Origin of the sequence: Paraburkholderia megapolitana, from assembly GCF_007556815.1 — a bacterium.
Classification (GTDB): Bacteria; Pseudomonadota; Gammaproteobacteria; order Burkholderiales; family Burkholderiaceae; genus Paraburkholderia; species Paraburkholderia megapolitana.
In genome coordinates this window covers 2153992-2177468 of sequence record NZ_CP041745.1, presented here as the reverse complement: position 1 = coordinate 2177468, position 23477 = coordinate 2153992, and the positions used below count along the sequence as shown (strand labels likewise).

Sequence of the window (23477 nt, the reverse complement as noted above, 5' to 3'; positions counted from 1 at the left end):
CAACGCAACGAACGTCAACGATCGGCGCGGCAACCCGGCAAAGCGCCGGGTACCGCTGCGCCTACCTGATTTCGCCGCAAGGCAAACGCATACCTCGCCGCGCGGTTTTGCGCGCGGCAGCAGACCCTCAGCCCGCGACCGCCTTCAAGATCCGCTCAACCGACGCCACATAGTTGCCCGGACCGAAACGCTGACGAGCGACACGGTTGCCGTTCGCGACCAGTTGCTCGCGCAGGCTCTCATTGGCGCGCAGTTCGGCGAGCGTATCGGCAAGCCCATGCGCGTCGCCCGGCGTACACAGCAGACCGTTCACCCCGTCGTCGATAATCTCGACCACACCACCGGCGCGTGCCGCGACGACCGGGCGCTGCGCAAGCATCCCTTCGACGATCACCCGGCCGAACGGCTCGGGCGTAATCGACGTATGCACGACGACGTCGACGGCTCGCATGCAGGCCGCGATATCGTTCTGGAAGCCGACAAAATGCACGCGGTCGCCGATCCCGTGATTGACGACGAACGCACGCAGCGTAGCCTCGTAATCGTCCTCGCCGAACAGCGGCGCACCGACCAGCACCGCATGCATATGCGGGTTCAGCACGACGGCTTCGAGCAGCACGTGCTGGCCTTTCCAGTGCGCGAGACGGCTGAACGAGCCGACCAGGAAACCTTGCTGCGGCAGATTCAGCAGCGCACGCAACGTTGCTTGCGGGACATCGGCCAGCGCGTCGAACGGCGCAGCGGAGATGCCGTTGAACACCACGTCGACGCGCTTGCTGTCGAAGTTCGTCAGTTCGACGAACGCGCGCTTCGACGCGGCGGAATTTGCAATCACATGAGCGAGCCCGAGTTTCGCGCACCACTTGATGATCGCGAGTTGCTTGCCGCCAAAGTGCTCGCTGGTGACGATATCGCGCAGATGCCAGACAACCGGCTTGCGGGCAAAGCGGCCGGCGAGCGCGCCGATCACCATCGCGCGCTGCGTGTTTGCATAGATCACGTCGGCGCGCCGGGCCTGTTTCACGACCGCGCGCACCAGTGCGACGATGTCCTTGAACGCCGCCCACTTCGGCACCGACCCGCCGCGCTTGCGTACCTCGCGCAGCGCACCCGATTCGAATACGTTGACGGTAACGCCGGCCTGGTCGAGCGCGGTGCGAAACGGACCGTCGTCGAACAGCACGACCTCGGCACGCGCCCGCAGCGCCTTCATGATTTCGAGCAGCGACAGCTCGGCACCACCCAGCACGCCGGTCTGATCGACGGCGAGGATGCGTGGGGTATTCGCCGACGGTACGTGCGTGTCCGCGGGCGGTGCATCGAATGCAGGGAGTGACGCGCCCTGCATCTTGGGCACCGCAGCGCGTACATGAGCGAAGAAACGCTCGCGAAAATGCGCGGCGGAGAAACGCTCGGCGTTACGGCGACAATCGGCGGCGATAAAGCGCCGTGGATTGTCGGCGAAATCTTCGACTGCCGCGACAATCGACTCCACGCTCTGCTCGGCGAAGAACAACCCGGTTGGCTGCGGGTGCGTGAGATCGCGGACCGTTTCGAGTGCGCCGCCCTTGCCGTAGGCGATGACCGGGGTGCCGCAGGCCTGCGCTTCGACGACCGAAATACCGAAGTCTTCTTCGGCGGCGAAGACAAAAGCCTTCGCGCGACGCATCCGGTCATGCAACACCGCAAACGGCTGATAGCCCATGATCTCGATGTTCGGCGTCGCCTTCGCGCGAATCTTCTGCATGTCGGGACCATCGCCGATCACGACAAGCTTGCGCTCGGGCATCTGCGCAAACGCTTCGACGAGCAGATCGATCTTTTTATACGGCACCATTCGCGACGCGGTCAGATAGAAATCTTCTTTCTGCTCGTTCAGCGTGAACGCATCGACGTCGACGGGCGGAAAGATCACGTCCGCTTCGCGCTGATACACCTTGTGAATCCGCCGCGCGATAAACGCCGAGTTCGCGACAAACGAATCCACCGAATTCGACGTACGGACATCCCAGTTGCGGATGTAGTGCAGGACGAGGCGTGCCAGCATCGACTTCGGTCCGCGCGTCAGTTGCGACTGTTGCAGGTACTGATGCTGCAGGTCCCATGCATAGCGGATCGGCGAGTGCACGTAGCTGATGTGCACCTGGTCGGGACCGGTCAGGATGCCTTTGGCAACGGCGTGGCTGCTCGAAATCACGACATCGTAGGCCGATACGTCGAGCTGCTCGATCGCGAGCGGCATCAACGGCAGATAGCCGCGATAGCGGGTCCGCGCGAACGGCAGGTTCTGGATGAACGACGTCGTGGCCGTTTTGCCGCGCAGGAACGTGCGGTCGTCGAGAAAATCGACGAGGCTGAACAGGTCGGCATCCGGAAAGCACGCGACGATCTGCTCGAGCACCCTCTCTGCGCCGGCATAGGTCACGAGCCAGTCGTGCACGATTGCGACACGCACTTTGCCGTGCGCACCTTGCGGCGTGCGTACGGCGGCTACAGGGGTACTGACAGCCGGCGCGAGCACCGGTCCAGTCAATCCGCTACGCGCGGCAGGACGCAATGCGGCTTCTTCGACGAGATCGTGGTTCATGCGCTTTTCCTCGAGTTCAGTCGCACCAGCAGCGAGCGCGCGAGATCGCGCAAAGCAGGCGTCATCGTGAGCGACCAGCCCACGTTCGCGCCGACCACCAGCACCACGGCGAGGGCCGCGGCACCGATACCGGACAGGAACGTCGACAGCCACAGCGTGCCGAGCAGGAACGCGAGATGCGCGAGCATGTCGAGCACGATCGGACGCATACGGATCGCGGACAGCCACAGCAGCACGCCGTAATCGAACAACGCGCGGGCGGCCACGATCACCGCCGCACCGGTCAAACCGAAGTGCGAGATGCCGATCCACAACGCACCTGCATAGAACGGCAGCTCGAACAATCCGACCCGCGCAGCCACCGCGGGATTGACCTGCGACTGCACGAGAATGCGCGTCACACCGGCCTGGCCGACGAGCCACACACCGATGATCAGAATGCGGCCTACCGGGCCGGCTGCATTGGCGATCTCGCTACCTACCCACAGATGCAGGAACGGTTCGAGCACGATGATCGCGACCAGCGCGATCGGTGTGAACACGCCGTTGAGGAATTCGAGCGACTGCCGCGTAATCGTGTCCGCATGATCGCGACCGACAGCGGAAAGACGCGGAAACAACGTGCGCGCCAGCGCGGTCGGAACGATGTTCAGACGCGTGACGAGGTTCTGCGGCACCGTGTAGTAGGTGACGAAACGCGCGCCGAGCGACGTGCCGAGCATCACGCGATCGAGCGATTCGGCGATCATGTTGGTAACGCTCGCAATCAGCATCCAGCCGCCGAAACTAAACAGCCCCTTCGCGACGCCGAACTGCGGCGCAAGAATGCGTTTGATATCGAGCACCTGCAGCGCGGAATAACCCATCAGTAGCGCGGCAACCAGACGCGCGAACACGGCAGCCGCCAGCACGAATTGCAGTTTCGGCGCAATCAGCCACGCCGCGGCGAGCGGCAGCAACTGAAACAGGAACGTGCCGAGCGTCTGGTTCGTGTTGTAGACCCCGAAGCGCTCCGCACCGTTGATCGCCCCCGCAAAGACCCACGACACGTTCGCTATCGGAATCGCGACCGCGAGCCACGGCAGCGCCATATAGACCTCATGCTGCAACTCGGGCGAGACCTTCGTGAAGTAGGCGGTGTAGATGAACGCGCCGAAGTAGATCGTCAGGCCGCCGAGGATGCCGGTCGCGAGGTTGAGCCACGTCGCGCTCCAGAACACGCGTGCGCTTTCGGTGGTATCCGCGCTCGCGCGCGCCTTCGAGATGTGATTCTGCGCGGCCATGCTCATGCCGAGATCGAGAATCCCGAAGTAGCCGATCAGCGTCCAGACGAGGCTGATCACGCCATAGCGCTCGACGCCGAGCAGCTTGATATAGGCCGGCACCGTGACGAGCGAGACGAACGTGGGCAACACCAGCCCGAGGAAATTGATCGCTACGTTCTTGAGGATGCCTTTGTCCATCGAGTCCTTCCGGTTCGGTCACGCGCGCTTGCAGGTGCGCGATCGCATCGAGTAAAGCACGTCAAAACGCTCGTTGTGCGGTGCGGAAAATGAAAATAAATCGGCGCTTGCATGCTTTATGCATGCTCAGCGCATACGAGGCGGATGCGCGTTAAGCCGGTTTCCAGCGATACATCATCACTTTGCCGCGCGCGTCCTCTTCGACGAAGATCAGGTACTCGCCGTCGCTGCGGCGATACGCGCTGATGCCGTTCGGCACATCGACCCAGCCGGACGCGCGACCGACCTCGGGACCCGGCCGGATCACGCCGACTTCCTTGCCCGAGTCGCGCTCGTACACATGCACCGCGCCGACCGGCTCCACTGCGAATACGTACTGCCCCTCCACCGTCAAACCGATCACGGTGACGATCGGTTTGCCCTTCGTGTCCCACGGCAAGGTGATCGTGTAGCGCGGCACCGGCTTGCCCGTCGACCAGTGGTCGTAACGCACCAGCTGGCGTCCGACCTCCTTCCAAAAGCCGGGATCGAACTTCAGGTCGGCGGTATAGCCGCTGACATACAGCGAATCGGTCGCGGGGTCGTAGATCGCGCGGCGCAGCTCCGTGAACGGTTGCGGTACCGGGTAGGCCGTGATGCTGTCGTACGAATAGATGGGATTGCCGCGCCCATCGAGCCCGCCAAAGCGGAAGCGAAACACGCCCTTGTTGTCGCGCGCGCGCCAGATGTCGCCGTTCGTATCGACCCACCAGCCCCAGCCACCGACCAGTTTCGGACCACTGGTATTCGGCGTGAATTCGTTGCTGTCGAACTTGCCGTCGCCGTTCGCATCGCGCCACATCCAGTCGCCGCCGGCCGGCGCGTTCGGGATCTGCGCGACGCCGCGCGGGCGGCCTGCAATCAGGCCCGACGGCGCGGCGACTTCGCCGTCGTGCGCCGGGTCGAAGCGATAGATCACGAGGTGATCCGCATACATGTCGGTCAGATACAGAAACGTGTGGCCCTTCAGCTTGCGGGCGATCGGCAGGCCCGGCCGGTCGGTATCGAACACGGGGTCCTGCGGGTACTTGAAGCGGTTCGACAGAAAACCCGCATAACGCCAGTCCTGGCCGGCCGGCTTCGACAGATCCAGCTCGAAACGCTTGTTGCCCGTATAGACGCTGTCCGGTCGCGACGGGTCCATCCACGCGCCGTCGACGAACAACAGCCCTTCCGCTTTCCACAAGCGCTGGCCGTCGGGCGCGTAGCTTTCGAGCGTCGCACCGAGCCCCGCGCCGATCGATGCGAAGCGCGGTCCGACGCCATTGGTCGACACATACACATTGCCGCGCGCATCCACACCGACGCCTGTCAGGCCGTTAAAGCGTTGCGGTCCCGGCTTGCCCGCGATGCCGGAGAAAATACCGCCGCGCTCGCCGAGCGTGCCCGATTGCGTATAACGCCCGCCCGCGCCGTCCGCCTTGCTGAAAAACAGGATCTGCTGACGCGGTCCGTTGTCCGCGATCAGCACACGACCGCGCGGATCGACGGCGATGTCCGCGGCATCCGTGTCCGTGGGCAGTGGCAGCGTGTCGCCGAGGCGCTCGCCGCTTGCGCTGAAATGCGCGACGCGCGCACTCTTGCCGGTCGCCGTATCGGTCAGCACCCACAGCGAACCGTCCGCGGCCAGCGCGAGATGGCCGGGTTCGTGAACCGTCCACGCCGCCTTCTTCAGCATCGATTCCGCGTCGCACACCTCGATGCGGTCACGCGATGTGTTCGATACGTACAACGTCGTGTCGCTTGCAGCGAGGCCGCCGATGTCGCTGCTCACGGGCGTGACGTCATTCGCAGTGCTCGGCGTACTGTCCGCGCGTGTGGGCGTCGGCACGTCGTTGATCATCAGGAAACTGGCAGCGAGTTTTGCGCGCAGATCGAGCGGGTTCGCGGCCGGTTGAAACGGCGCGCTGAGTTTGGTGTCGCCGATCTCGCGCCGCGAAATGCCGTACCACTGACGTCCCTTCTCCGGCCAGATGCCTGGCGAGACCAGGTGCCCCTTCTCGTTGCCCACCGATATCGCCACAAACGCATAGCGCCGGTTGATCGCTACCGCATTGCCGCCGCCGTTGCCCCAGCCATGCGTGCCGCCCGCGAAGCCGAGCATTTTGCCGTCCTGATAGACGCTCGCTTCGGCACCGCTCTCGTCCCACGGCGCATTCGTGTACACCTTGCCGTCGGGCGCCACGGCGATCGCCGTGATGTTGATCTGCGTCCACGTGCCGTCGCCGAACCCGAACGTGTTGCCGATCCACGAGGTTCGCGCGTTCAGCGCGGTTTCCGCACAGGCCGCCGATGCGACGAGAAAGACAAGGCTCGAACACAGGAGCCGGGCAAACCGGGGACGCAGCAAACGGGGATCTCCTGTAGCGAGGTCGAACGGGACGGGAACAGCAAACGGGCACAAGCCGGGCACAAGCGGGCAGACCTGCCCTGACTGCACATGACGATACGTGCAAGTCTCGCTCCAAAGAAAATCTAAAATAATTCAAAAATATTCAAACGTGCCGTGAATCCGCCCGATAAGCAGAAAGAAATAGATCGAAATGAAACAAACCGTGTTATTTGTGCACACGGCGTACCTGGCAGATCGTTTTTACCGCCTTGCGCGGAGCGGGTTTGCAGTTTTTGCAGATATATCCTGAAGTCAATCCGCTTCACTGCGCCGTTAATCCGGCCATTCACCCGATGACGGTGTGATGTCATTCGCGGCATTCGACTGTTTCATTCCGGTTTTTTTGCAGTTTCTTTTCCTTAGAATGGACTCCACTTCCGTGGCCACGCGGAAAGCGTCAGCGTGTGCGCGTCACGCGCCGCATGTGGGGTTTTCCGCGGGCCGGTACGGTGCACTTTCCGGACGGTTCATGACAGCCAGCGCATTGCCTGCCCCACCCTCCCACCAGCAGCGCATCGTGCAGCTCGACGGTTTGCGGGCGATCGCCGTGCTCGCGGTGTTTGCCCAGCATGCGCTCAAGGCGCCGCTGTGGATGGGCGTCGATCTGTTCTTCGTGCTGAGCGGCTTTTTGATCACCGGCATCCTGCTCGAGCGCAAGTCGCGTCAGCAGAGCTACTTCGGTTATTTCTATGCGCGGCGTGCACGCCGCATCCTGCCGCCCTACGTGCTGCTGATGATCGTCTCGTCGCTGCTGTTCGGCCTCGGATGGGCGCAACACTGGCAGTGGTACGCGTTCTTCGCGACCAATATCGGCGACGCGCTGAACCAGAGCGGACATGACAGCCTCAATGTGCTGTGGTCGCTGGCGGTCGAAGAGCAGTTCTACATCGTCTGGCCGTTTGTCATCCTGCTCGTGCCGCAACGTTCGCTGGCATGGGTCGCGGCGGCGTTGATAGTCGGGGTGCCCGTATTGCGCGCCATTGCGACGCCCTGGTTCGATTCGTTCTGGCCGATCTACTACCTGACGCCGTTCCGCATGGACCTGCTGGCCGCCGGCGCCTTGCTCGCGGTCACCGTGCGGCGCGATCGCGATGCGCTCGAACCGTTCAAGCTGCTCGCCGTGGTTGGCGCGCTCGTTGCACTGGCGGTGCTTGCGTGGCTGCATCTGCACTATCCGCGCTTTCGTGCCGCGAATACGCCGCTGTCCAATGCGGCGCTGTACAGCATCTCTCTGGTGCTGTGCACGTCGCTTGTCGTCATCGCGTTGCAAAGCAAGGGGATCGTCAAACGCCTGCTGAGTAACCCGGTGCTCGTGTATATCGGCACCATCAGCTACACGATCTACCTGATTCACCTGACCGTGCTGTACGCGCTGTGGCCGCTGCATCACAGCCGTATCGTCACCGCGGCGCTCGCGCTGATCGTCACGCTGGCGTATGCGAGCGTGAGCTGGTTCGCGTTCGAGCGGCGGCTGATTCACGGCGCCGCTCGACGCGGGTTGGCCGTACCGGTTGTACCGGTTGTACCTGTTGCAACGGTGCGCCCTGCGCCTGCCGATGCCACGAGGACCAGCGCATGAGCGGCCGCACGCGTTTTAGCGCGTGGCTGGCCCGAATCTCGATCGCTGCAGTGGCCGCGACGGCATCGCTGCACGGCGTCGCGGCCGGCACACGACAGGTCCTGATCGAAGCCTACGGAGACTCGACCACGCTCGGCATCACGTGTCGCAACGGCGGCTGCGGTCCGCAGGCGGACAACGCAGTCACGTTCCTGCAAGACCAGTTGCACGATGTGCACGGCGAGCGTGTCAGCGTGACGAATCTCGGCGTGGGCGGAACGATGGCTACGCAATTGCTGAGCGGCACCGGGCGTGGCGCCGGCTTGCAGTGGAACGAACGGATCGCCGCATCGCATGCGCAGATCGTGACGTTCAACTACGGCATCAACGAAGTGATGCAGAACCAGACACCCGAGCAGTTCTACGAAGCGGAAACGGCGCTCGTGAAAGCGGCGCGTGCGCAAGGCAAGTTGCCGGTGCTCGAAACGTCGAACCCGATGCCGGACAGCCGGCGCAACGCGCGACTCGCGGAGATGGTCGCGATGACGCGACGCGTGGCCGCCGAACAGCACGTGCCGCTCGTCGACCAGTTCGCGTATATCACTGGTCTGCCCGCCTGGCAGACGATGATGTCCGACGGCGCGCACCCGAAGCCGGAGCTTTATCGACTGAAGGCGCAGCAGGATTTTCGCGTGCTCGATCCGCTCGTGGCGCGCATGCTTGATGGCAGCTCGTAGCAACGCGTAGCTATTCGTAGCTGTTTGCAACGGCGCGCAGATTCCGATTATTTACTACCGAAGGCAACTCATGACCAACCAGCGCAAAGCGATCATCACCGGCGTGTCCGGCCAGGACGGCGCATATCTGACGAAACTGCTGCTTGGCAAGGGCTATCAGGTGACCGGCACCTATCGTCGCACCAGTTCCGTCAATTTCTGGCGCATGGACGAGCTTGGCGTGACCGACCATCCGAACCTGCGGCTCGTCGAGCACGATCTGACCGATCTTGGTTCGACGCTGCGGTTGCTCGAGAACGCGCAGGCCGACGAGCTGTACAACCTTGCGGCACAGAGCTTTGTCGGTGTGTCGTTCGACCAGCCGGTGACGACCGCGGAAGTGACGGGTATCGGTGCGTTGAATCTGCTTGAAGGCATTCGCATCCTCAACCCGCGGATGCGTTACTACCAGGCCTCGACCTCCGAGATGTTCGGCAAGGTGCAGGCCGTACCGCAGCGCGAGGACACAGCGTTTTATCCGCGCAGCCCGTATGGTGTCGCGAAGCTGTTTGCGCACTGGACGACGATCAACTATCGCGAGTCGTACGATATTTTCGCAACCAGCGGCATTCTGTTTAATCATGAGTCGCCGTTGCGTGGTCGTGAGTTCGTTACGCGCAAGATCACCGACACGGTCGCCAAGATCAAGCTTGGCAAGCATGACGTGCTTGAACTGGGCAACATGGATGCGAAGCGTGACTGGGGGTTTGCGCAGGAATACGTCGATGGTATGTGGCGGATGTTGCAGGCTGACGAGCCCGATACTTATGTGCTCGCGACTAATCGTACGGAGACTGTGCGTGATTTTGTTCAGATGGCGTTTGCTGCGGCGGGTTATCAGCTGGAGTGGTCGGGGAAGGCGGAGAGTGAGACTGGTATTGATGTTGCCACTGGCAAGGTGCTGGTTCGTGTGAATCCGCGGTTTTATCGGCCTGCTGAGGTTGAGTTGCTGATCGGGTGCGCCGATAAGGCGCGGGAGAAACTGGGTTGGGTGCCGGAGACTACGCTTGAGCAGCTCTGTCAGATGATGGTTGCTGCGGATGTTGCCCGGAATCAGGTGGCAGAGACGTTTTAGGTTTTTTGCCTGCAGCAGGCTTGTTTTGTTTGCCTGGGCAGGCGGCTTTTTCTTGGCGCCTCGCGGCTGGTTTTCGTTTGCCTGTGCAGGCGGCTCGTTATTAGCGCCTCGCGGCGCGGGCGTTGCCCCTGTGCGGGGCGGCACTTACTTTCTTTGCGCGGCAAAGAAAGTAAGCAAAGAAAGCCGCTCGAGACGTTACCTGGTCCTTTCCGTGTGCCACCTTCGTGGCCCGCATCTAAGTGTCGTCCTCGCACTGAAACGGTAGTGGTCCGAGACGAGATCATCCCTCGCACCGCAACCGTTAGTGACCAGGCAGTCATTCATCCCACTCGCACTACGTGCTCGCGGTTCGGTGACTTCGACGCTTGCGGTACACCTCTACCCTAAAGCAATCGCCTCTTCGTAAACCTCGGCCACTCTGCCGGCAATCACGCTGTTATCGAAATTAGCGCGTGCGTAGGCTTTGCACGCCTGTTCGTCCGGCAGTTTCAACGAACCATTCAGCGCGCGTGCGAGTCCATCCGCGATCGCGTCCGCGCCCGTCGTCGGTAGTACGAGGTCCTGCGATAGCCCTGCAACCGCTTCGGGCAAGCCACCGACCGGTGTCACCAGTACCGGTGTACCCGATGCCAGCGATTCCACCGTGATCAACCCGAATCCCTCCAGCGCCACCGTCGGTACGACACTGATCGTTGCCGCGCGGTACAACGCCGCCAGATGCTGATCGGGCACGAAGCCGAGCAGCTTCACGTTCTCCCCAAGACCCGCTTCGTCGATACGCGTCTGCAGTTCGCCTTCAAGCCGACCCTTCCCTGCAATCAGCAACAGCACGTCCGGTTCGCTGCGCTTTAACAGCTTCACCGCGTCGATCAGATCTTCCAGCCCCATACGTCGCACGAGGCGTCGCACCGCCAGTACGATCGGTCGTCCAAGCGGTAGTTGTAGTTTCAGACGCGCTTCGTTTTGCGACATCGGTAGATCGAACTGGTCGACGTTCACGCAACCGGGCACTACGCGAATGCGGTCCTGTGGAATGCCGTAGCGTGTCGTCAGGATCTTGCCGAACGCGCTGGACAGCACGATCAATCGCGACGAACGTGCGTACACGGTCTGCTCAAGATAGCGCTTCGCGCGCTGACCCAGCGAATCGGCACCCTCCACGTGGCTTTCGTCGGCCCACGGTCCCTGGAAATGCGAAACCTGTGGGATGCCGCGCGTCACATCGAGACCGGGAAACGTGTACAGCGCAAAGTGCGACGAGATCACATCGGGACGCTGCGCTTCGACCTGCCGACGCAGCGCGCGGCGCGCGGCCATCAAACGCAACGGCAGCGACTGCGCAGCCGATCCGAAACCTTCGATTGCGCCATCCGTGTCGGCCGCGACTCGCGCCGAGCCCGCAACCACGCCGCGCACCGCGACGCCCGCGCCCGGCAGCGCGCCGACCAGCGAGTAATACATCCGGTCGAGACCGCCGGCACGTTCGGGAAACCAGTGCATCCCGATCTGCAGTGAACGGATCGAACGGATAGGCGTGGCGGCTGGAACAGCTCTCAGTGTGGTGGCCTGCATTATTTCGCTCCCTCGTGGCCTGCGTTGTGACCTGCGAACAGGTTCGTTGCGGTTGTAGCGGTTGTTGTATTCGTCACGCTAGCGACCTTCGCGACATCCGCGGTATCGGTGGCACTGCCGGAGCCGGACCGCACCGTACGCTGTCCCGCCAGTTGCCGGTACAACGCAATGTATTGCGCCGCCATCCGCGGCCAGCCGAAACCGGTCGCGAGATCATGCGCCGCGATGCCCATCGCACGGCGTGCGTCGTCGGCACCGGCCAGCTTCGCAATCGCTGCCGCGAGCGCCTTCGGATCGTCCGGGTCCTCGAGCACGATGCCGCACTCGGGCGTAATGATTTCGGCGCCGCCCGCCGTGCGCGCGGTGACCACCGGCAAACCCGCTGCCATCGCCTCGAGCAACGACAGGCTCATCGCTTCATAACGCGACGGAAACACGAAGGTATCGACCGAATGCATCAGCACCGGCATCTCCTTCACGAGCCCGAGAAAATGCACGCGATGTGCGATGCCGAGCGCCTTTGCCTGTTCCGGATAGGGACTGCCGGGCAGATACCCGGCCACCGCGATCTGCACACGCTCCGGCAGATGCCGCAGCGCTTCGAGCACGGTGCCGAGATTCTTGCGCGGCGTGCGCAGATCGCCGACGAAGAGCAACAGAAACGCATCCGCGGGCAGATTGAACTTCGCGCGATTACCCTCGGCCGCTGCAAAGCCCTGCGTATCGACGCCGTTGTAGATCACATCGAGCCGGTTATCCGGCGTGAGCCCGATCGCAGCGATCTCCGCGGCGACTTTCTGCGAGACCGCGGTAATCACGCGCGAGCGCCGGTACGCACCGCGTTCGAGCCACGCGTTCAGACGCGTATAGATCGCCTGGTAAGCGGACCACAGCCCCTTCGTGATCCCGAACGGGTAATACGGGCTACGCAACCAGCCGCTGTGCACGAAGTGCGCGGTGTTGACGTCGGCGGTGGCCCAGGTGATGAAGCCGTTCACGTGCAGTACGTCGTACTCGCGGCGATGCAGCCGCAACCACAACGCGCTGCGCAGTGCGAAGACCTGCTGGCGCAGCAGATTGGTCGGCCACCAGCGGCCGATCTTGATCGGTACCCAGCGCACCAGCGGATGTGCCAGCAGATCCGGCGCGACATGCGATGCGACTAGCGTCACCGCGATGTTCTCGTTAAGCGCCGCTTGCGCGATCTCGTGGTTCACGCGCCCCTGGCCGTCGTTATGGCGAACGACGTGCGTGACAATGGCGACTCTCACTCAGGTGCCTCCGTTAAGAATCAGATTGTGTCTGCGGTTCTGTTTTTGCCAGTGGGCCGCGGAAAGAATCGAAAACATGCTCATGAAAAGCAGCAGCCCGCCGGTGCCGACCAGCGAATTGGTGAACACCAGCATCCCGACAATCGCCACACTCAAGCTGACACAGGCCGACGCGAACTTGTCGTCGCGCAGGCGGAACGATGCGCGGATCGCCCGCGCCAGCACCCACAGGATGCCGGACAGGTACAGCAGCGTGCCGGGCCAGCCGAGCACGAACGGAATGTTCATCACGCCGCTGTCGAAGTTGCCGTATTTGCCGAGTTCGCCGCCGTCGTTGGAGAGCTTCGTCGAGGAGCCGGTCGCGCCGAGACCCTCGCCCGATACGTCGGTGAATGCGGTCTTCGCAAACGATGCGTAGAACTCGTTGCGTGCCGCGTAACTCGCATCGTCGTTGAGATTGACGAGCGTTTGCAGGCGCGCCTGCATCCGGTCGGCAACCGGACCGACCGCGAGCAGCGGCACACATAGGCCGGCCAGCAGCACCGCACTCACGATAATGCGGATGCGGATGCGGTTGTTCGACTTCAGCAGCTGGATGGCCAGCGCGATCACCCAACCACCCCATGTCGAGCGCACGAGACTCAGCGCAAACGACAGGAAACCGAGCGCGCCGGCAATCCAGCGCACACGGTGGTTGGCCGCCATCACATAGACCATCGCGCCCATCATCGCGAACGCGAACGGTCCCGACGAGTTCATCGTGCTGAACACGCGCACGCCGTACGGCACCGGGTCGCCCTGCGAATTCATCTGCGAGCCGATCATCCACATCGCGTCCCACTGCGGCATCAGGAAGAACTGCACGATGCCGTAGCCGCCCATCGCGAGCATGCCCCAGATGAAGGTGTTGACGATCGTGTCGCGGTACTCGGGGTACTGGCGCGGGTTCGCCATGATGTGAAAACCGATCAGGATCGGATAGATCCAGTTGGCGAGATCGTAGGCTGCAGCAAGTGGCCCGCTCGACATCACGCCGATCAGAAAACCGTAGCCGAGGCCGAGCAGGATCAGGAGTACCGGCAGGCCGCGTCGCTGCGCGAGCACCGGGTAGTAGCGCACCAGCGACAGCCCGCTGATCAGCGTCACCGCCAGCGGCGCGATCTGGATCAGACTGGTCGGCGTGAAGCCGCCCTTCGACCAGTCGGCCAGACGCCGCACTTCGGGGCTCAGGAACCACAGCCACCACATGAAGCCGATATAGCGCACGGGGCTCTTGAAGTAGAGCCAGAAGCCCGTGAGGATCGACAGCACGGGGAACGCGAGCGTCAGCACCGTGCCCTGGTGCGCGAGGATCAGCGCGGCCGTGATCACCCACAGCAGCACGGGTGGCAACCAGACCTGCGGATCGCCGCCGAAGGGACGCGCCGCACCGGTGGCGGCAGCTCGCATGATCGACGACATCGCTTACCTGCCCCCGCGGGCTTCACCCGACGATGTGTGCTGCGCAGTGACGGGCGACGGTGACGAAGGCGTAGCGCCCGCGCTCTGCCTGGCGCGCGCGGTCGGGTTTCGCTGCAACAGTTCCTCGGTGATACGCACGTGCTGGAGCGCGAACTGGCGCGTTGTGAAATCGCGCGACATCAGTTGCAATGCTGCCGATTGCGCCTGGCGCAGCGCCTGGGCCGGCTGCGCGACGAGACGATCGGCGGCTTCGCGTAGCGCAGTCGCATCGAACGGCGGCACGTAAGCCGCCGCCTGCGCCGAAAAGTAATCCTCCAGTGCGCCGACCTGCGTGACGATCATCGGTTTGCCCACGGCCGCGGCCTCGAGCATCACGGTGATACCCGACGCGTGCGAGTTCGGGCGCAGCGGCACCACCACGACATCGGCCCAGTCGTACAACTCGCGTTGCTTGCGCAGACCCGCGGCGGCTGCGATCTCCACGTTCGGCGCCCTCAGCGTCTGCGGGATCTTGCGCCGCGTCGCAAGCCGTACGCTGTAACGCGCGTCGTTGCCGAACGCGGCAATCAGCGTCTCCCAGTCGCGGTCGCGATCGTTGCCGATCGCGGCAATGCGCAGCGGCGTGTGCGGCAACCATTCGGCGGGCGTTTGCACCGGGAAATCCTGCGTGTTGAGCCCGTAGTACACATGCGTCGCTTCACGGCCGAGATAGCGCCGGCACAGTTCCGCGTTCTCGCTTGCGAGCGTCGTCAACACGTCGGCACGCGCAATCAGCTTGCGATACAACCAGCGCCGCAGCGCGCCATAGTGCGGCCACTTGTCGAGCAGCCAGACACTTTGCGCAAGCAGCAACGGCGGCGCGGCACGCCGGCCGGCCAGCAACAACACCAGCGCAACCGACAGATACTCCTGCTCGGTATGCGTCCAGATCACATCGGAGGCGAGGATCTCGCTGCGGTTGCGCCAGGTATGGATCAGGTCGAAACCGAGCACCGCTTTCAGTCCGCGACGAAACAGTCGCACCGGCGCGCTTTCTCGCGCGTCCTGCGAATAGCTCAGCGCGAATTCGTCGGATTCCGCGTGGTGATAGCCGTACAGGCAACCGAAGTTTTCGCCCTTGCGGTAAGACCGCGGGTCGGCGCCGTAAAAAAGATGCACGTGAATGTTCGTCGTCATGCAGATACTCCGGACCGCCAGTGCAGCCAATAGTTAGTGCTCGTCGTATGCATCGACAGCGATGACTCGACGCATGCAGCAACAACGCTCACGACAGCGCGCGCCGTGCTTCATGCGCACCTCCGCGCACCGCGCGCCAGCGCGACCATTGCGAGCGCCCCCGTTTCGACAGCAGCGCGAGCACCGCATGTGCGAGACCGGGATAGACGCGCGTGCCGACCAGTGCGTACCACCACCACGCCGTCTCGCGGTGCAGCGGCGGCAGTTTCTCGCGCAGGATCAGATGCAGGTTGTACGCGGCGTTGCGCACCGCGGTGAGTGTCTGTGCGTCGCGGCGGTCCTCGTCGAAACGCTCGGCAGGATAGTGATCGACGGCGACGCGCGGGTCATACACGAGCTTCCAGCCCGCGTTTCTCACGCTCAGACTGAACGCCATGTCGTTGTGCACCTGGGCGCCGCTGCCGCGCAGCCGCGCATCGAAGCGGATCGAACCGATCGCGGCGCGCCGGTAGCTCATGTTGGCGCCCTTCAGCAGATCGACTTCGCGCGCTTCGCCCACACCCAGATGGTGATTGCCGATGATCTTGCCCGACGGCGTCAGCTTGCCGACCAGCGGTCGCGAGCCATCGAGGATGCGTCCTCTTTCGTGGACCCAGTCGCGTCCGCCGAGTGCACCGAGCCGCGTGTCGCCGGCGAATGCCGCGGCGATGCGCTGCACCCATTCCGCACGCGGTGCTGCGTCGTCATCGGTGATGGCGATCACGTCGCCGGTCGCGGTATCGAGCCCGCAGTTCAGCGCGGCCACCTGGCCGGGCAACGCGACCGGCGCGACCCGCAACGGCAAATTGCCGGTAACGGCCGGGTCGCGCAGGCAAGCATGCGTTGCGTCGTCGTCGGCGCGCGCGACCACCACCACTTCGTCAGGCGCGCGCTGCTGCAGCTGCAGCGCCGCGAGGCAGCGCGCGAGATCGGCCGGGCGGCGGAACGTCGGAACCAGTACCGTCACTTTCATCAGTTGTTCTCCAGTCTTATCGGATGAATTTCACGTACTCAGATATTCCTGCACAGCTGCATAACTGCGGTCATAGCCGCGCGCACGCGCCGGCATCGCGTTGAAGATGCCGCCCTGCACGTGCACGCCGGCCACCTTCAGGCGCTTCAACGCATCGCCGATCTCGCCTTCGTTGTGCATGCCCGAGCGCATCACGAAGAACGTCGAACCGGCATAGCCGCCGATGATCGACGCGTCGGTCACGGCCAGCACCGGCGGCGTGTCGATCAGGATCACGTCGTAACGCTTCGCGAGACCGTCGAGGTATTGCGGCAGACGCGGCGACATCAGCAGTTCGGACGGGTTCGGCGGACGCTGGCCGCACGAGATGAAGTTCAGGTGTTCGACGTTGGTCGGGCGAATCGCTTCTTCCAGCGATATCTGCCCGGACAGCAGTTCCGACAGGCCGTTTTCCTGCGGCCCGCCGATATGACGTTCGAGCGAGCCGCGCCGCATGTCGCCGTCGATCATCAGCACGCGCTTGCCCGAGTGCGCGAGCAGCACGCCGAGGTTGATCGTCAGAAAGCTCTTGCCGACGCCGGGCATGGGCCCGGTCAGCACGATCACGCGGTTGCGCGCATCGAGCAGCGTGAACTGGATCGACGTGCGCAGACTGCGCAGGCTCTCAATGCAGACATCCTTCGGGCGCGCGACTGCCAGCACCGCGCGCTGCCGGTCGCCGCCACGCACCACCGCCTGTTCGAGCGCCGCCTGTTCCGTGCTCAACGGGATGAGGCCATACACCGGCAGATGGAACGTACGTTCCACATGTTCCGGATCGTCGATGCCCTTGAACATGTTCCGGCGCAGGAACACGAAACCGGTCCCCACGATCAGCCCGAGGATCGTCGCCGCCGACAGGATCAGCACCTTCTTCGGCTTCACCGGCGAACCGGGACGCAACGCGGCATCGACCAGATGCACGTTGCCGCCGGTACCGGCCTTCTGCACCGCCAGTTCCTGCACACGGTTGAGCAGCAGCACGTAGATGTCTTCGGCGACCTTCGCATCGCGCTGCAGCTGCACCGCTTTCACTTCGGTGGCCGGCAGATCGCGGAAGCGATCGCTATATTTCGTACGCTGCGATTTGAGTTCGGCCAGTTGCTGGCGCGCGGCCTTCAACATCGGATGGTCTTCGCCGTAGCGCTGCTCGAGCGATGCGATCTCAAGACGCGTCGACGAAATCTGGTTCTCGTACTGGACGCTGCCTTCCAGATAGACCTTGGCTTCGTCGCTTGCGTTGATCGAGCCGGACTTGCTCTGATACGCGGTGAGCGCCGCTTCCGCACGCTCGAGATCGCTCTTCAGACGCGGCTCTTCGCTCTTCAGGAAGTCGAGCATCTTGCTCGCGTCGGCCTGCTTGGTCGCGATGTGTTCGCGCAGATACGACTGCGCGAGTGCGTTGGCAATCTGTGCGCCACGCGCCGGGTCGCCGTTCTCGAGCGAGATCTGGATCACGCCAGTGCCCTTGCCCTGCTCGGTCACCTGGATCGCGGACTGGAACGCCGTGATGGCGTCGAGATCGTTGGCGCGCATGACGTTGAACTGCGTGCCGGGCCGTGCAATCAGCTGATTCACGAGGATCGACACCCCACCGCCCTGCGCGAGTTGACCCGTTTCGCCATTCAGCAGCACGGTGCCGTTAGGTGCCTGCAACTGATAGCGGCCGTCGCCGAGCGCGGTCAGCGTCATCTTCTGGCCTTCGAGCGCCGGGGTGACTTCGACGGAATCCACGTCGGCCACTTCACCGCCCCATGCGTACGAACTCATGCCGAGCCACGGACGCCCCGGCTTTCCCGGCGTCGCGAGCCGCGCCGCAAGACTGCCGAGTATCGGCAGCGTTTTCGGCCCGACCATGAAGTTGAGCTTGCATTGCTGCACGACCGGCGCAAGCACGCCGCGGCTCTTGATGATCTCGATCTCGGCATCGGTGGGCAGTGCCGTCGAGCCGCTCGTGATGGCCGCGCCAGTCTGCGTCTGCGTGAGCGCCTGCGACGTGTTGTCGGACTGCTCCACGCGCACGTGCGCATCGGCCGAATACACGGGCTTCGCGATGTAGCAGTAGAGGCCGGCCATCGCGACGACGATCGCCGCGATGCCGATCAGCCACCAGATGTCGTCGACGATGACCTGCAGCAGCTGACCGAGGAGAACATCCTCTTCCTCGGTCTTCGCCATCAAGGCCAGATGCGGATTTACTTGATTACTCATCATTCGGTCCCGGGTGGGTCGCCGCGGATATGTGCTCCGGAGGGAACGCATGCCGCACGGCGGTTCAGGCCTCTAGTGGGTCAACTGCTTCACGTAGAACATGGTCTGGATGGTTGGCAACACCTGGTTCAGCACGCGGTTGAACGTCGCCGATGCGGCCGTGCCGACGTAGATCACGTCCTGCGGCTGCAACTGGAATTGCGCCGACAACATGATCGCGTCCGGCTGCGTCAGGTCGAGCCGGTACGCTTCAGGCTTCGTCGGGTTGTCCTTCATGCCGCGCAGCACGTAGATCTGCCGCGGGTTGGCGTCGGTGTCGAGAATGCCGCCCGCCTGCGACAACGCATCGGCAATCGACAGACGGCCCTTCAGCATGTACATCGGCTGCGGCGACTTCACTTCGCCGAGCACGAACACGCGGCTGTTGGTGTTGTCCGGTACGTTGATGATGTCGCCTGCCTGCAGCATTACGTTCTGCGTGGTGTCGCCACGATCGAGCAGGCCGTTGGCGTCGAGCACGTACAGCTGCTTGTTGCGCGTGAGGCGCACGCGCTGCAGATCGGCATCGGAGTTCGTGCCGCCCGAGCGCGTGATGGCATCGACAAGCGTGAGCGGCACGTCGCTGATCGCGAGCGGCCCCGGCGTCTTCACTTCACCGGTCACCTGGACTTTCTGGCCGCGGTACGACAGCACGCGCACGTCGACCTGCGGATTCTTGATGTAGGGCGTGAGCCCCGCGGCGATCTGGTCGCGCAGCTCGCCGGCGGTCTTGCCGGCCGCGCGGATGCGGCCGATGAACGGAAAGTAGATCGTGCCGTCGGCGGAGATGGTCTGGCCGAACGGATCCGCCTGACCAGGCAGCGCCGTCGTGTACGGTTGCTGCAGCACCTGGCCAACCGACTGGGTGGTATTGCCGCCCGCCGACAGCGTGGTGCCGTTAGGTGTGGTCAGTTCGGGGTGATCCCACACGGTCACGCCGAGAATGTCCTGCGGCGAGAGCCGGTAGATGTACTGCGCGGGGTCCGCAAAGCGCGACGGCGGTAGCGCCTGCGACGCAGCTGCAGCCGCCTGCGCCTTCGCCTCGGCAAGCACGAGATCGGAGTCGATCACCTTGACCGGATAGGTTTCCTGCGGCGTCGTACGCGGTTCCTCCTTGAGCCGCGACGTGTCGAGAAAGTATCCCGGCACAGTCGAGCAGGCTGACAGAAAGGTCGTCAGCAAAATGGGCGCCGCAAGCGCAGTGAGCGACTTAAGCGAGGTGAGCGGCGTAGGCTTGCGCATCAACATATTCAGCATATTTTGTTCAGCCATCCCATGACCAGTCGATCGATAAACATCAGGCTCTTCCGGTAGTCCGACTCGGCGCGGCCGTGCGGATCGACGACGTCGGCGTCTTCCCACTTGCCGAGCGGATAGACCTTGCCGCGGGCGGCCGGGTCCAGCGACTCGACGTCCTCCACCTGACGACGTTCGGTGACGAGCACCAGATCGGCGTCGCGCACGATGCGGCGCGTGAGCCGCCGCGACCGATGCTGCCCGGCGCGGATACCCTGCTGGGCCAGCAGCCAGCTCATCACCGGGTCGATGTCGGCGCCGTCCTTCGCGCGCAGACCGGCTGACTGGAAAGCGATCGGCTGCGCCACGTCGCTGCGCTGGCGCGCCTTGAAGAGCGCTTCAGCCGCGGGCGAACGGCACACGTTGGCGTGACAGACGATCAGGACATTGGCGAACATAGGCAGCTCCTCTTGACACCCATCAAAGCGCGGCAGTGGTACGCGCGGGCTCGTGCGACACGGCCTGCGGTACCTCGTCGCGGCCGGTGGTCGGCGAATGCTGGCGACCGATCGCGTGATACTCGATGCCGAGTTCGCGCAGCGCATCCGGTTCGTACAGGTTGCGGCCGTCGAAGATCAGCGGGTTCTTCAACAGCTGTTTCAGGCTGTCGAAGTCCGGGCTCTTGAACACCTTCCACTCGGTGAGAATGACCAGCGCGTCGGCGCCGTCGGCCACTTCCATCTCTTCGTTCGCGAACGTCAGTCGCGCGAGCTGCTCGGGCGCATGCTGCAGGTCGAGCGCGAACACGCGGCGCGATTCGTCGCGCGCCACCGGGTCGTAGGCCTTCACGGTTGCGCCGCGCGAAAGCAGCTCCGCGATCAGCGGACGGCTCGGCGCTTCGCGCATGTCGTCGGTATTCGGCTTGAACGCAAGGCCCCAGACGCCGAACGTGCGGCCGCTCAGATCGTCGCCGAGCCGCGCGACGATCTTGTGCGCGAGAATCTTCTTCTGCGCTTCGTTCACGGCTTCGACGGCTTGCAGGATGCGCAGGCCTTCGTCGTATTCGTCGGCGGTGCGGATCAGCGCCTGCACATCCTTCGGGAAGCACGAGCCGCCGTAACCGCAGCCCGCGTACAGGAAGTCGTAGCCGATGCGCGGATCGGAGCCGATGCCGCGGCGCACGGCCTCGATGTCGGCACCGACGCGGTCGGCGAGATTCGCGAGTTCGTTCATGAACGAGATGCGTGTGGCGAGCATCGCGTTGGCTGCGTACTTCGTGAATTCGGCGGAACGCACATCCATGTACAGCGTGCGTTCGCGATTGCGGTTGAACGGCGCGTACACGCGCTTCATCAGTTCGCGCGCTTTTTCGCCGGGCACATCGTCGTCGCAGCCGAGAACGATGCGATCGGGCCGCGTGAAATCTTCGACAGCCGCGCCCTCTTTCAGGAATTCCGGGTTCGACACGACCGAATACATGTGATGCTCGCCGCGCGTGGCCAGTTCTGCCGCGATCGCTTCGCGCACACGCAGCGCAGTGCCGACCGGCACCGTCGACTTGTCGACGATCACCTTGAAGCCGTTCATGTAGCGACCGATGTTGCGCGCCGCGGCGAGCACGTATTGCAGGTCGGCGGAGCCGTCCTCGTCGGACGGCGTGCCGACCGCGATGAACTGGATATCGCCGTGCGCGACGGCGGCTTCGACATCGGTCGAGAACTTCAGACGCCCCGCCTTGCGGTTGCGCGCGATGACCTCCAGCAGCCCGGGTTCATGGATCGGTACGCCGCCGTTGTTGAGGACGTCGATCTTGCGCGGATCGACGTCGAGACAGAACACGTCGTTGCCGATGTCGGCAAGACAGGCGCCCGTCACAAGGCCTACGTAACCGCTACCAATGATCGTCAGGTTCATGAATTACACCTCGGAGATTGAATGCGTCCAAAACGGAGAAAGTGGGCTGCGATGCGCGGGCATCGCATGCGGAAATGGATCTGTGCCTGTTGCAGCCCGCGTGGGTGCACCGGCGGCATATGAATCGGTCAATACGCGTTGCGGCCGGCGAAACCCTTCCATAGCGTCAGCACGACGATCTTGATGTCGAGCCAGAAGGTCCAGTGCTGCATGTAGTACAGGTCGAGCTTCACGCGCCCCATCATCTTTTCGATGCGGTCGGTCTCGCCCCGGTAGCCGTTGATCTGGGCCCAGCCTGTGATGCCGGGCTTGATCCGGTAGCGGTGCATATAGCCCTTCACCAGATCCTTGTAGATGTCGTCGTGTTCGAGTGCATGCGGCCGCGGTCCGACCACCGACATCTCGCCCTTCAACACATTGATGAACTGCGGCAGCTCGTCGAGACTCGTGCGCCGCAAAAACGCGCCGACCGGCGTAATGCGCGAATCGTGGCGCGTCGCCTGGGTCACCTTGCCCGCGACCTCCGCGTGCACTTTCATCGAACGAAACTTGTAGATCTCGAACTCGTTTCCATCGATGCCCTTGCGCTTCTGCCGGAAAAACACCGGCCCGGGCGAAGTCGTCTTCACGAGCGCCGCGATCACGAGCATCACCGGCGCGAGCGCGGTGAGCGCGCCGAGTGCGAACAGCCGGTCGAACACGCGCTTGGGCAACACGCGCAGATCGGTGATCGGCGACGCGGCCAGGTTGATCGCGGGCACGCCGAGCAGATCGACCATCGGTTGACTGAACAGCGTCAGACTGCGCACATCCGGAATGAAGCGGATGTTGACGAAGTCATGCCGGAACTCCATGACGAAACGATGAATCGCACGCTCCTTCGAAATCGGTAACGCAAGCCACAGTTCGCGAATCTCGTGGGTTCTCACCAGCCGGATCATCGCCGCGTAATCGCGCTCCACCGGCACGCCTTCGATCGCTTCCGCCGCATCCGGGTCCTCGTGATGATTGCGCGAGCCTTCTTCGTCGAACACGACCACCGGGCTGAAACCCGCTTCCGGCCGGCTGCGAATCTGCTCGATCAAAAACTTCCCATACGGCGCACCGCCGACGATGGCCACCGCCTTCAGGTTGAAGCCCTCGCGGCGCAGGCTCTTCAGCACCGTGTAGACGAGCACCTTCGTGATCACCAGCAGCAGCACCGTTGCCAGTGCCCAGTACGCGAGCCACAGCCGCGACAGCAACTCGGCACGGTGCAGGCTGAAGCTCATCAGAATGCCGGTGCCCTCCACCATCAGCCAGCCACCCGTCACACGCCACAGCAGGTCGTACAGCGGCTTGCCGCGCCACGACTGGTAGATGCCGAGCGCCGGAAAGAACACGACCACCAGCAGGCAGTTGAACGTCAGCGTGACGCTCTGCATATCGTTCAACCAGCCAAACTGCCCGCTGTGGAACGCCGCCGCGAGCCACGCGCCGAGTCCGACCATCGCAATGTCGATGATTCTCGATAACACGCTCAGCATGAGCCGTACCTCAGTTCGTCATTCAAGTTCCGTCACCTGGTTGCGTTGCACGGGAATCGTTGTCCGAATGAGTGAATACCCCTGTACAGGGTTAGATAAAGCGGCATTAAAATTCGCGCTGCAAGGCCGC

The 23477-nt window shown here is 63.4% G+C and carries 16 protein-coding genes; 3 read left to right on the top strand and 13 right to left on the bottom strand.

Going from position 1 to position 23477, the window contains the following annotated elements; all coding sequences use genetic code 11:
- Positions 1-127: 127 nt before the first annotated feature.
- The 3 genes from FNZ07_RS22975 to FNZ07_RS22965 all read right to left on the bottom strand — a co-directional run bounded on the left by FNZ07_RS22975 (position 128) and on the right by FNZ07_RS22965 (position 6436).
- Positions 128-2587, bottom strand: a complete 2460-nt coding sequence (locus FNZ07_RS22975) for a glycosyltransferase family 4 protein (protein WP_091016745.1) — start codon at positions 2585-2587, stop codon at positions 128-130.
- Positions 2584-4050 carry a flippase gene (locus tag FNZ07_RS22970; protein WP_091016743.1) on the bottom strand — a complete coding sequence of 489 codons (1467 nt, stop codon included), beginning with the start codon at positions 4048-4050 and terminating at the stop codon, positions 2584-2586. The genes FNZ07_RS22975 and FNZ07_RS22970 overlap by 4 nt, the downstream gene beginning before the upstream one ends.
- Before the next feature lie 151 nt (positions 4051-4201).
- Positions 4202-6436 (bottom strand): NHL repeat-containing protein, encoded by a 2235-nt coding sequence (locus FNZ07_RS22965; RefSeq protein WP_407670692.1) that lies wholly within the window; start codon positions 6434-6436, stop codon positions 4202-4204.
- Between the two features lie 514 nt (positions 6437-6950).
- On the opposite strand from FNZ07_RS22965, the gene FNZ07_RS22960 reads away from it, so the two are divergent.
- The 3 genes from FNZ07_RS22960 to gmd all read left to right on the top strand — a co-directional run bounded on the left by FNZ07_RS22960 (position 6951) and on the right by gmd (position 9890).
- Entirely contained in the window at positions 6951-8060 is a 1110-nt protein-coding gene (locus FNZ07_RS22960) for an acyltransferase family protein (RefSeq protein WP_091016739.1), read from the top strand.
- Entirely contained in the window at positions 8057-8776 is a 720-nt protein-coding gene (locus FNZ07_RS22955) for an SGNH/GDSL hydrolase family protein (RefSeq protein WP_091016737.1), read from the top strand. Before FNZ07_RS22960 ends, FNZ07_RS22955 begins: the two co-directional genes overlap by 4 nt.
- 70 nt (positions 8777-8846) lie before the next feature.
- Positions 8847-9890, top strand: coding sequence for a GDP-mannose 4,6-dehydratase (gene gmd / locus FNZ07_RS22950; RefSeq protein WP_091016735.1), 1044 nt, complete (start codon positions 8847-8849; stop codon positions 9888-9890).
- A gap of 378 nt (positions 9891-10268) precedes the next feature.
- Here the strand turns inward: gmd and FNZ07_RS22945 are convergent, their stop codons facing one another.
- The 10 genes from FNZ07_RS22945 to FNZ07_RS22900 all read right to left on the bottom strand — a co-directional run bounded on the left by FNZ07_RS22945 (position 10269) and on the right by FNZ07_RS22900 (position 23347).
- Positions 10269-11462 (bottom strand): glycosyltransferase family 4 protein, encoded by a 1194-nt coding sequence (locus tag FNZ07_RS22945; RefSeq protein WP_091016733.1) that lies wholly within the window; start codon positions 11460-11462, stop codon positions 10269-10271.
- The gene (locus tag FNZ07_RS22940; RefSeq protein WP_091016731.1) at positions 11462-12733 is read right to left on the bottom strand and encodes a glycosyltransferase family 4 protein; all 1272 of its coding nucleotides are present in this window, start codon (positions 12731-12733) and stop codon (positions 11462-11464) included. The genes FNZ07_RS22945 and FNZ07_RS22940 overlap by 1 nt, the downstream gene beginning before the upstream one ends.
- Entirely contained in the window at positions 12734-14194 is a 1461-nt protein-coding gene (locus FNZ07_RS22935) for a glucose-6-phosphate isomerase (RefSeq protein ID WP_091016729.1), read from the bottom strand.
- A gap of 3 nt (positions 14195-14197) precedes the next feature.
- The gene (locus FNZ07_RS22930) at positions 14198-15370 is read right to left on the bottom strand and encodes a glycosyltransferase family 4 protein (protein ID WP_091016726.1); all 1173 of its coding nucleotides are present in this window, start codon (positions 15368-15370) and stop codon (positions 14198-14200) included.
- Between the two features lie 88 nt (positions 15371-15458).
- Complete coding sequence (locus tag FNZ07_RS22925; RefSeq protein ID WP_091016724.1) at positions 15459-16382, bottom strand: glycosyltransferase family 2 protein; 924 nt, start codon at positions 16380-16382, stop codon at positions 15459-15461.
- Between the two features lie 30 nt (positions 16383-16412).
- Positions 16413-18632, bottom strand: a complete 2220-nt coding sequence (locus tag FNZ07_RS22920) for a polysaccharide biosynthesis tyrosine autokinase (RefSeq protein WP_091016895.1) — start codon at positions 18630-18632, stop codon at positions 16413-16415.
- 72 nt (positions 18633-18704) lie between these two features.
- The gene (locus tag FNZ07_RS22915; RefSeq protein ID WP_091016893.1) at positions 18705-19913 is read right to left on the bottom strand and encodes a polysaccharide biosynthesis/export family protein; all 1209 of its coding nucleotides are present in this window, start codon (positions 19911-19913) and stop codon (positions 18705-18707) included.
- 8 nt (positions 19914-19921) lie between these two features.
- On the bottom strand, positions 19922-20365 hold the full coding sequence (locus FNZ07_RS22910) for an arsenate reductase/protein-tyrosine-phosphatase family protein (protein WP_091016721.1): 444 nt from the start codon (positions 20363-20365) through the stop codon (positions 19922-19924).
- 22 nt (positions 20366-20387) lie between these two features.
- Positions 20388-21821: a UDP-glucose dehydrogenase family protein gene (locus tag FNZ07_RS22905; protein WP_091016719.1), complete on the bottom strand. Its 1434-nt coding sequence runs from the start codon at positions 21819-21821 to the stop codon at positions 20388-20390.
- A gap of 128 nt (positions 21822-21949) precedes the next feature.
- Positions 21950-23347, bottom strand: a complete 1398-nt coding sequence (locus tag FNZ07_RS22900; RefSeq protein WP_091016718.1) for an undecaprenyl-phosphate glucose phosphotransferase — start codon at positions 23345-23347, stop codon at positions 21950-21952.
- Positions 23348-23477: the final 130 nt, after the last annotated feature.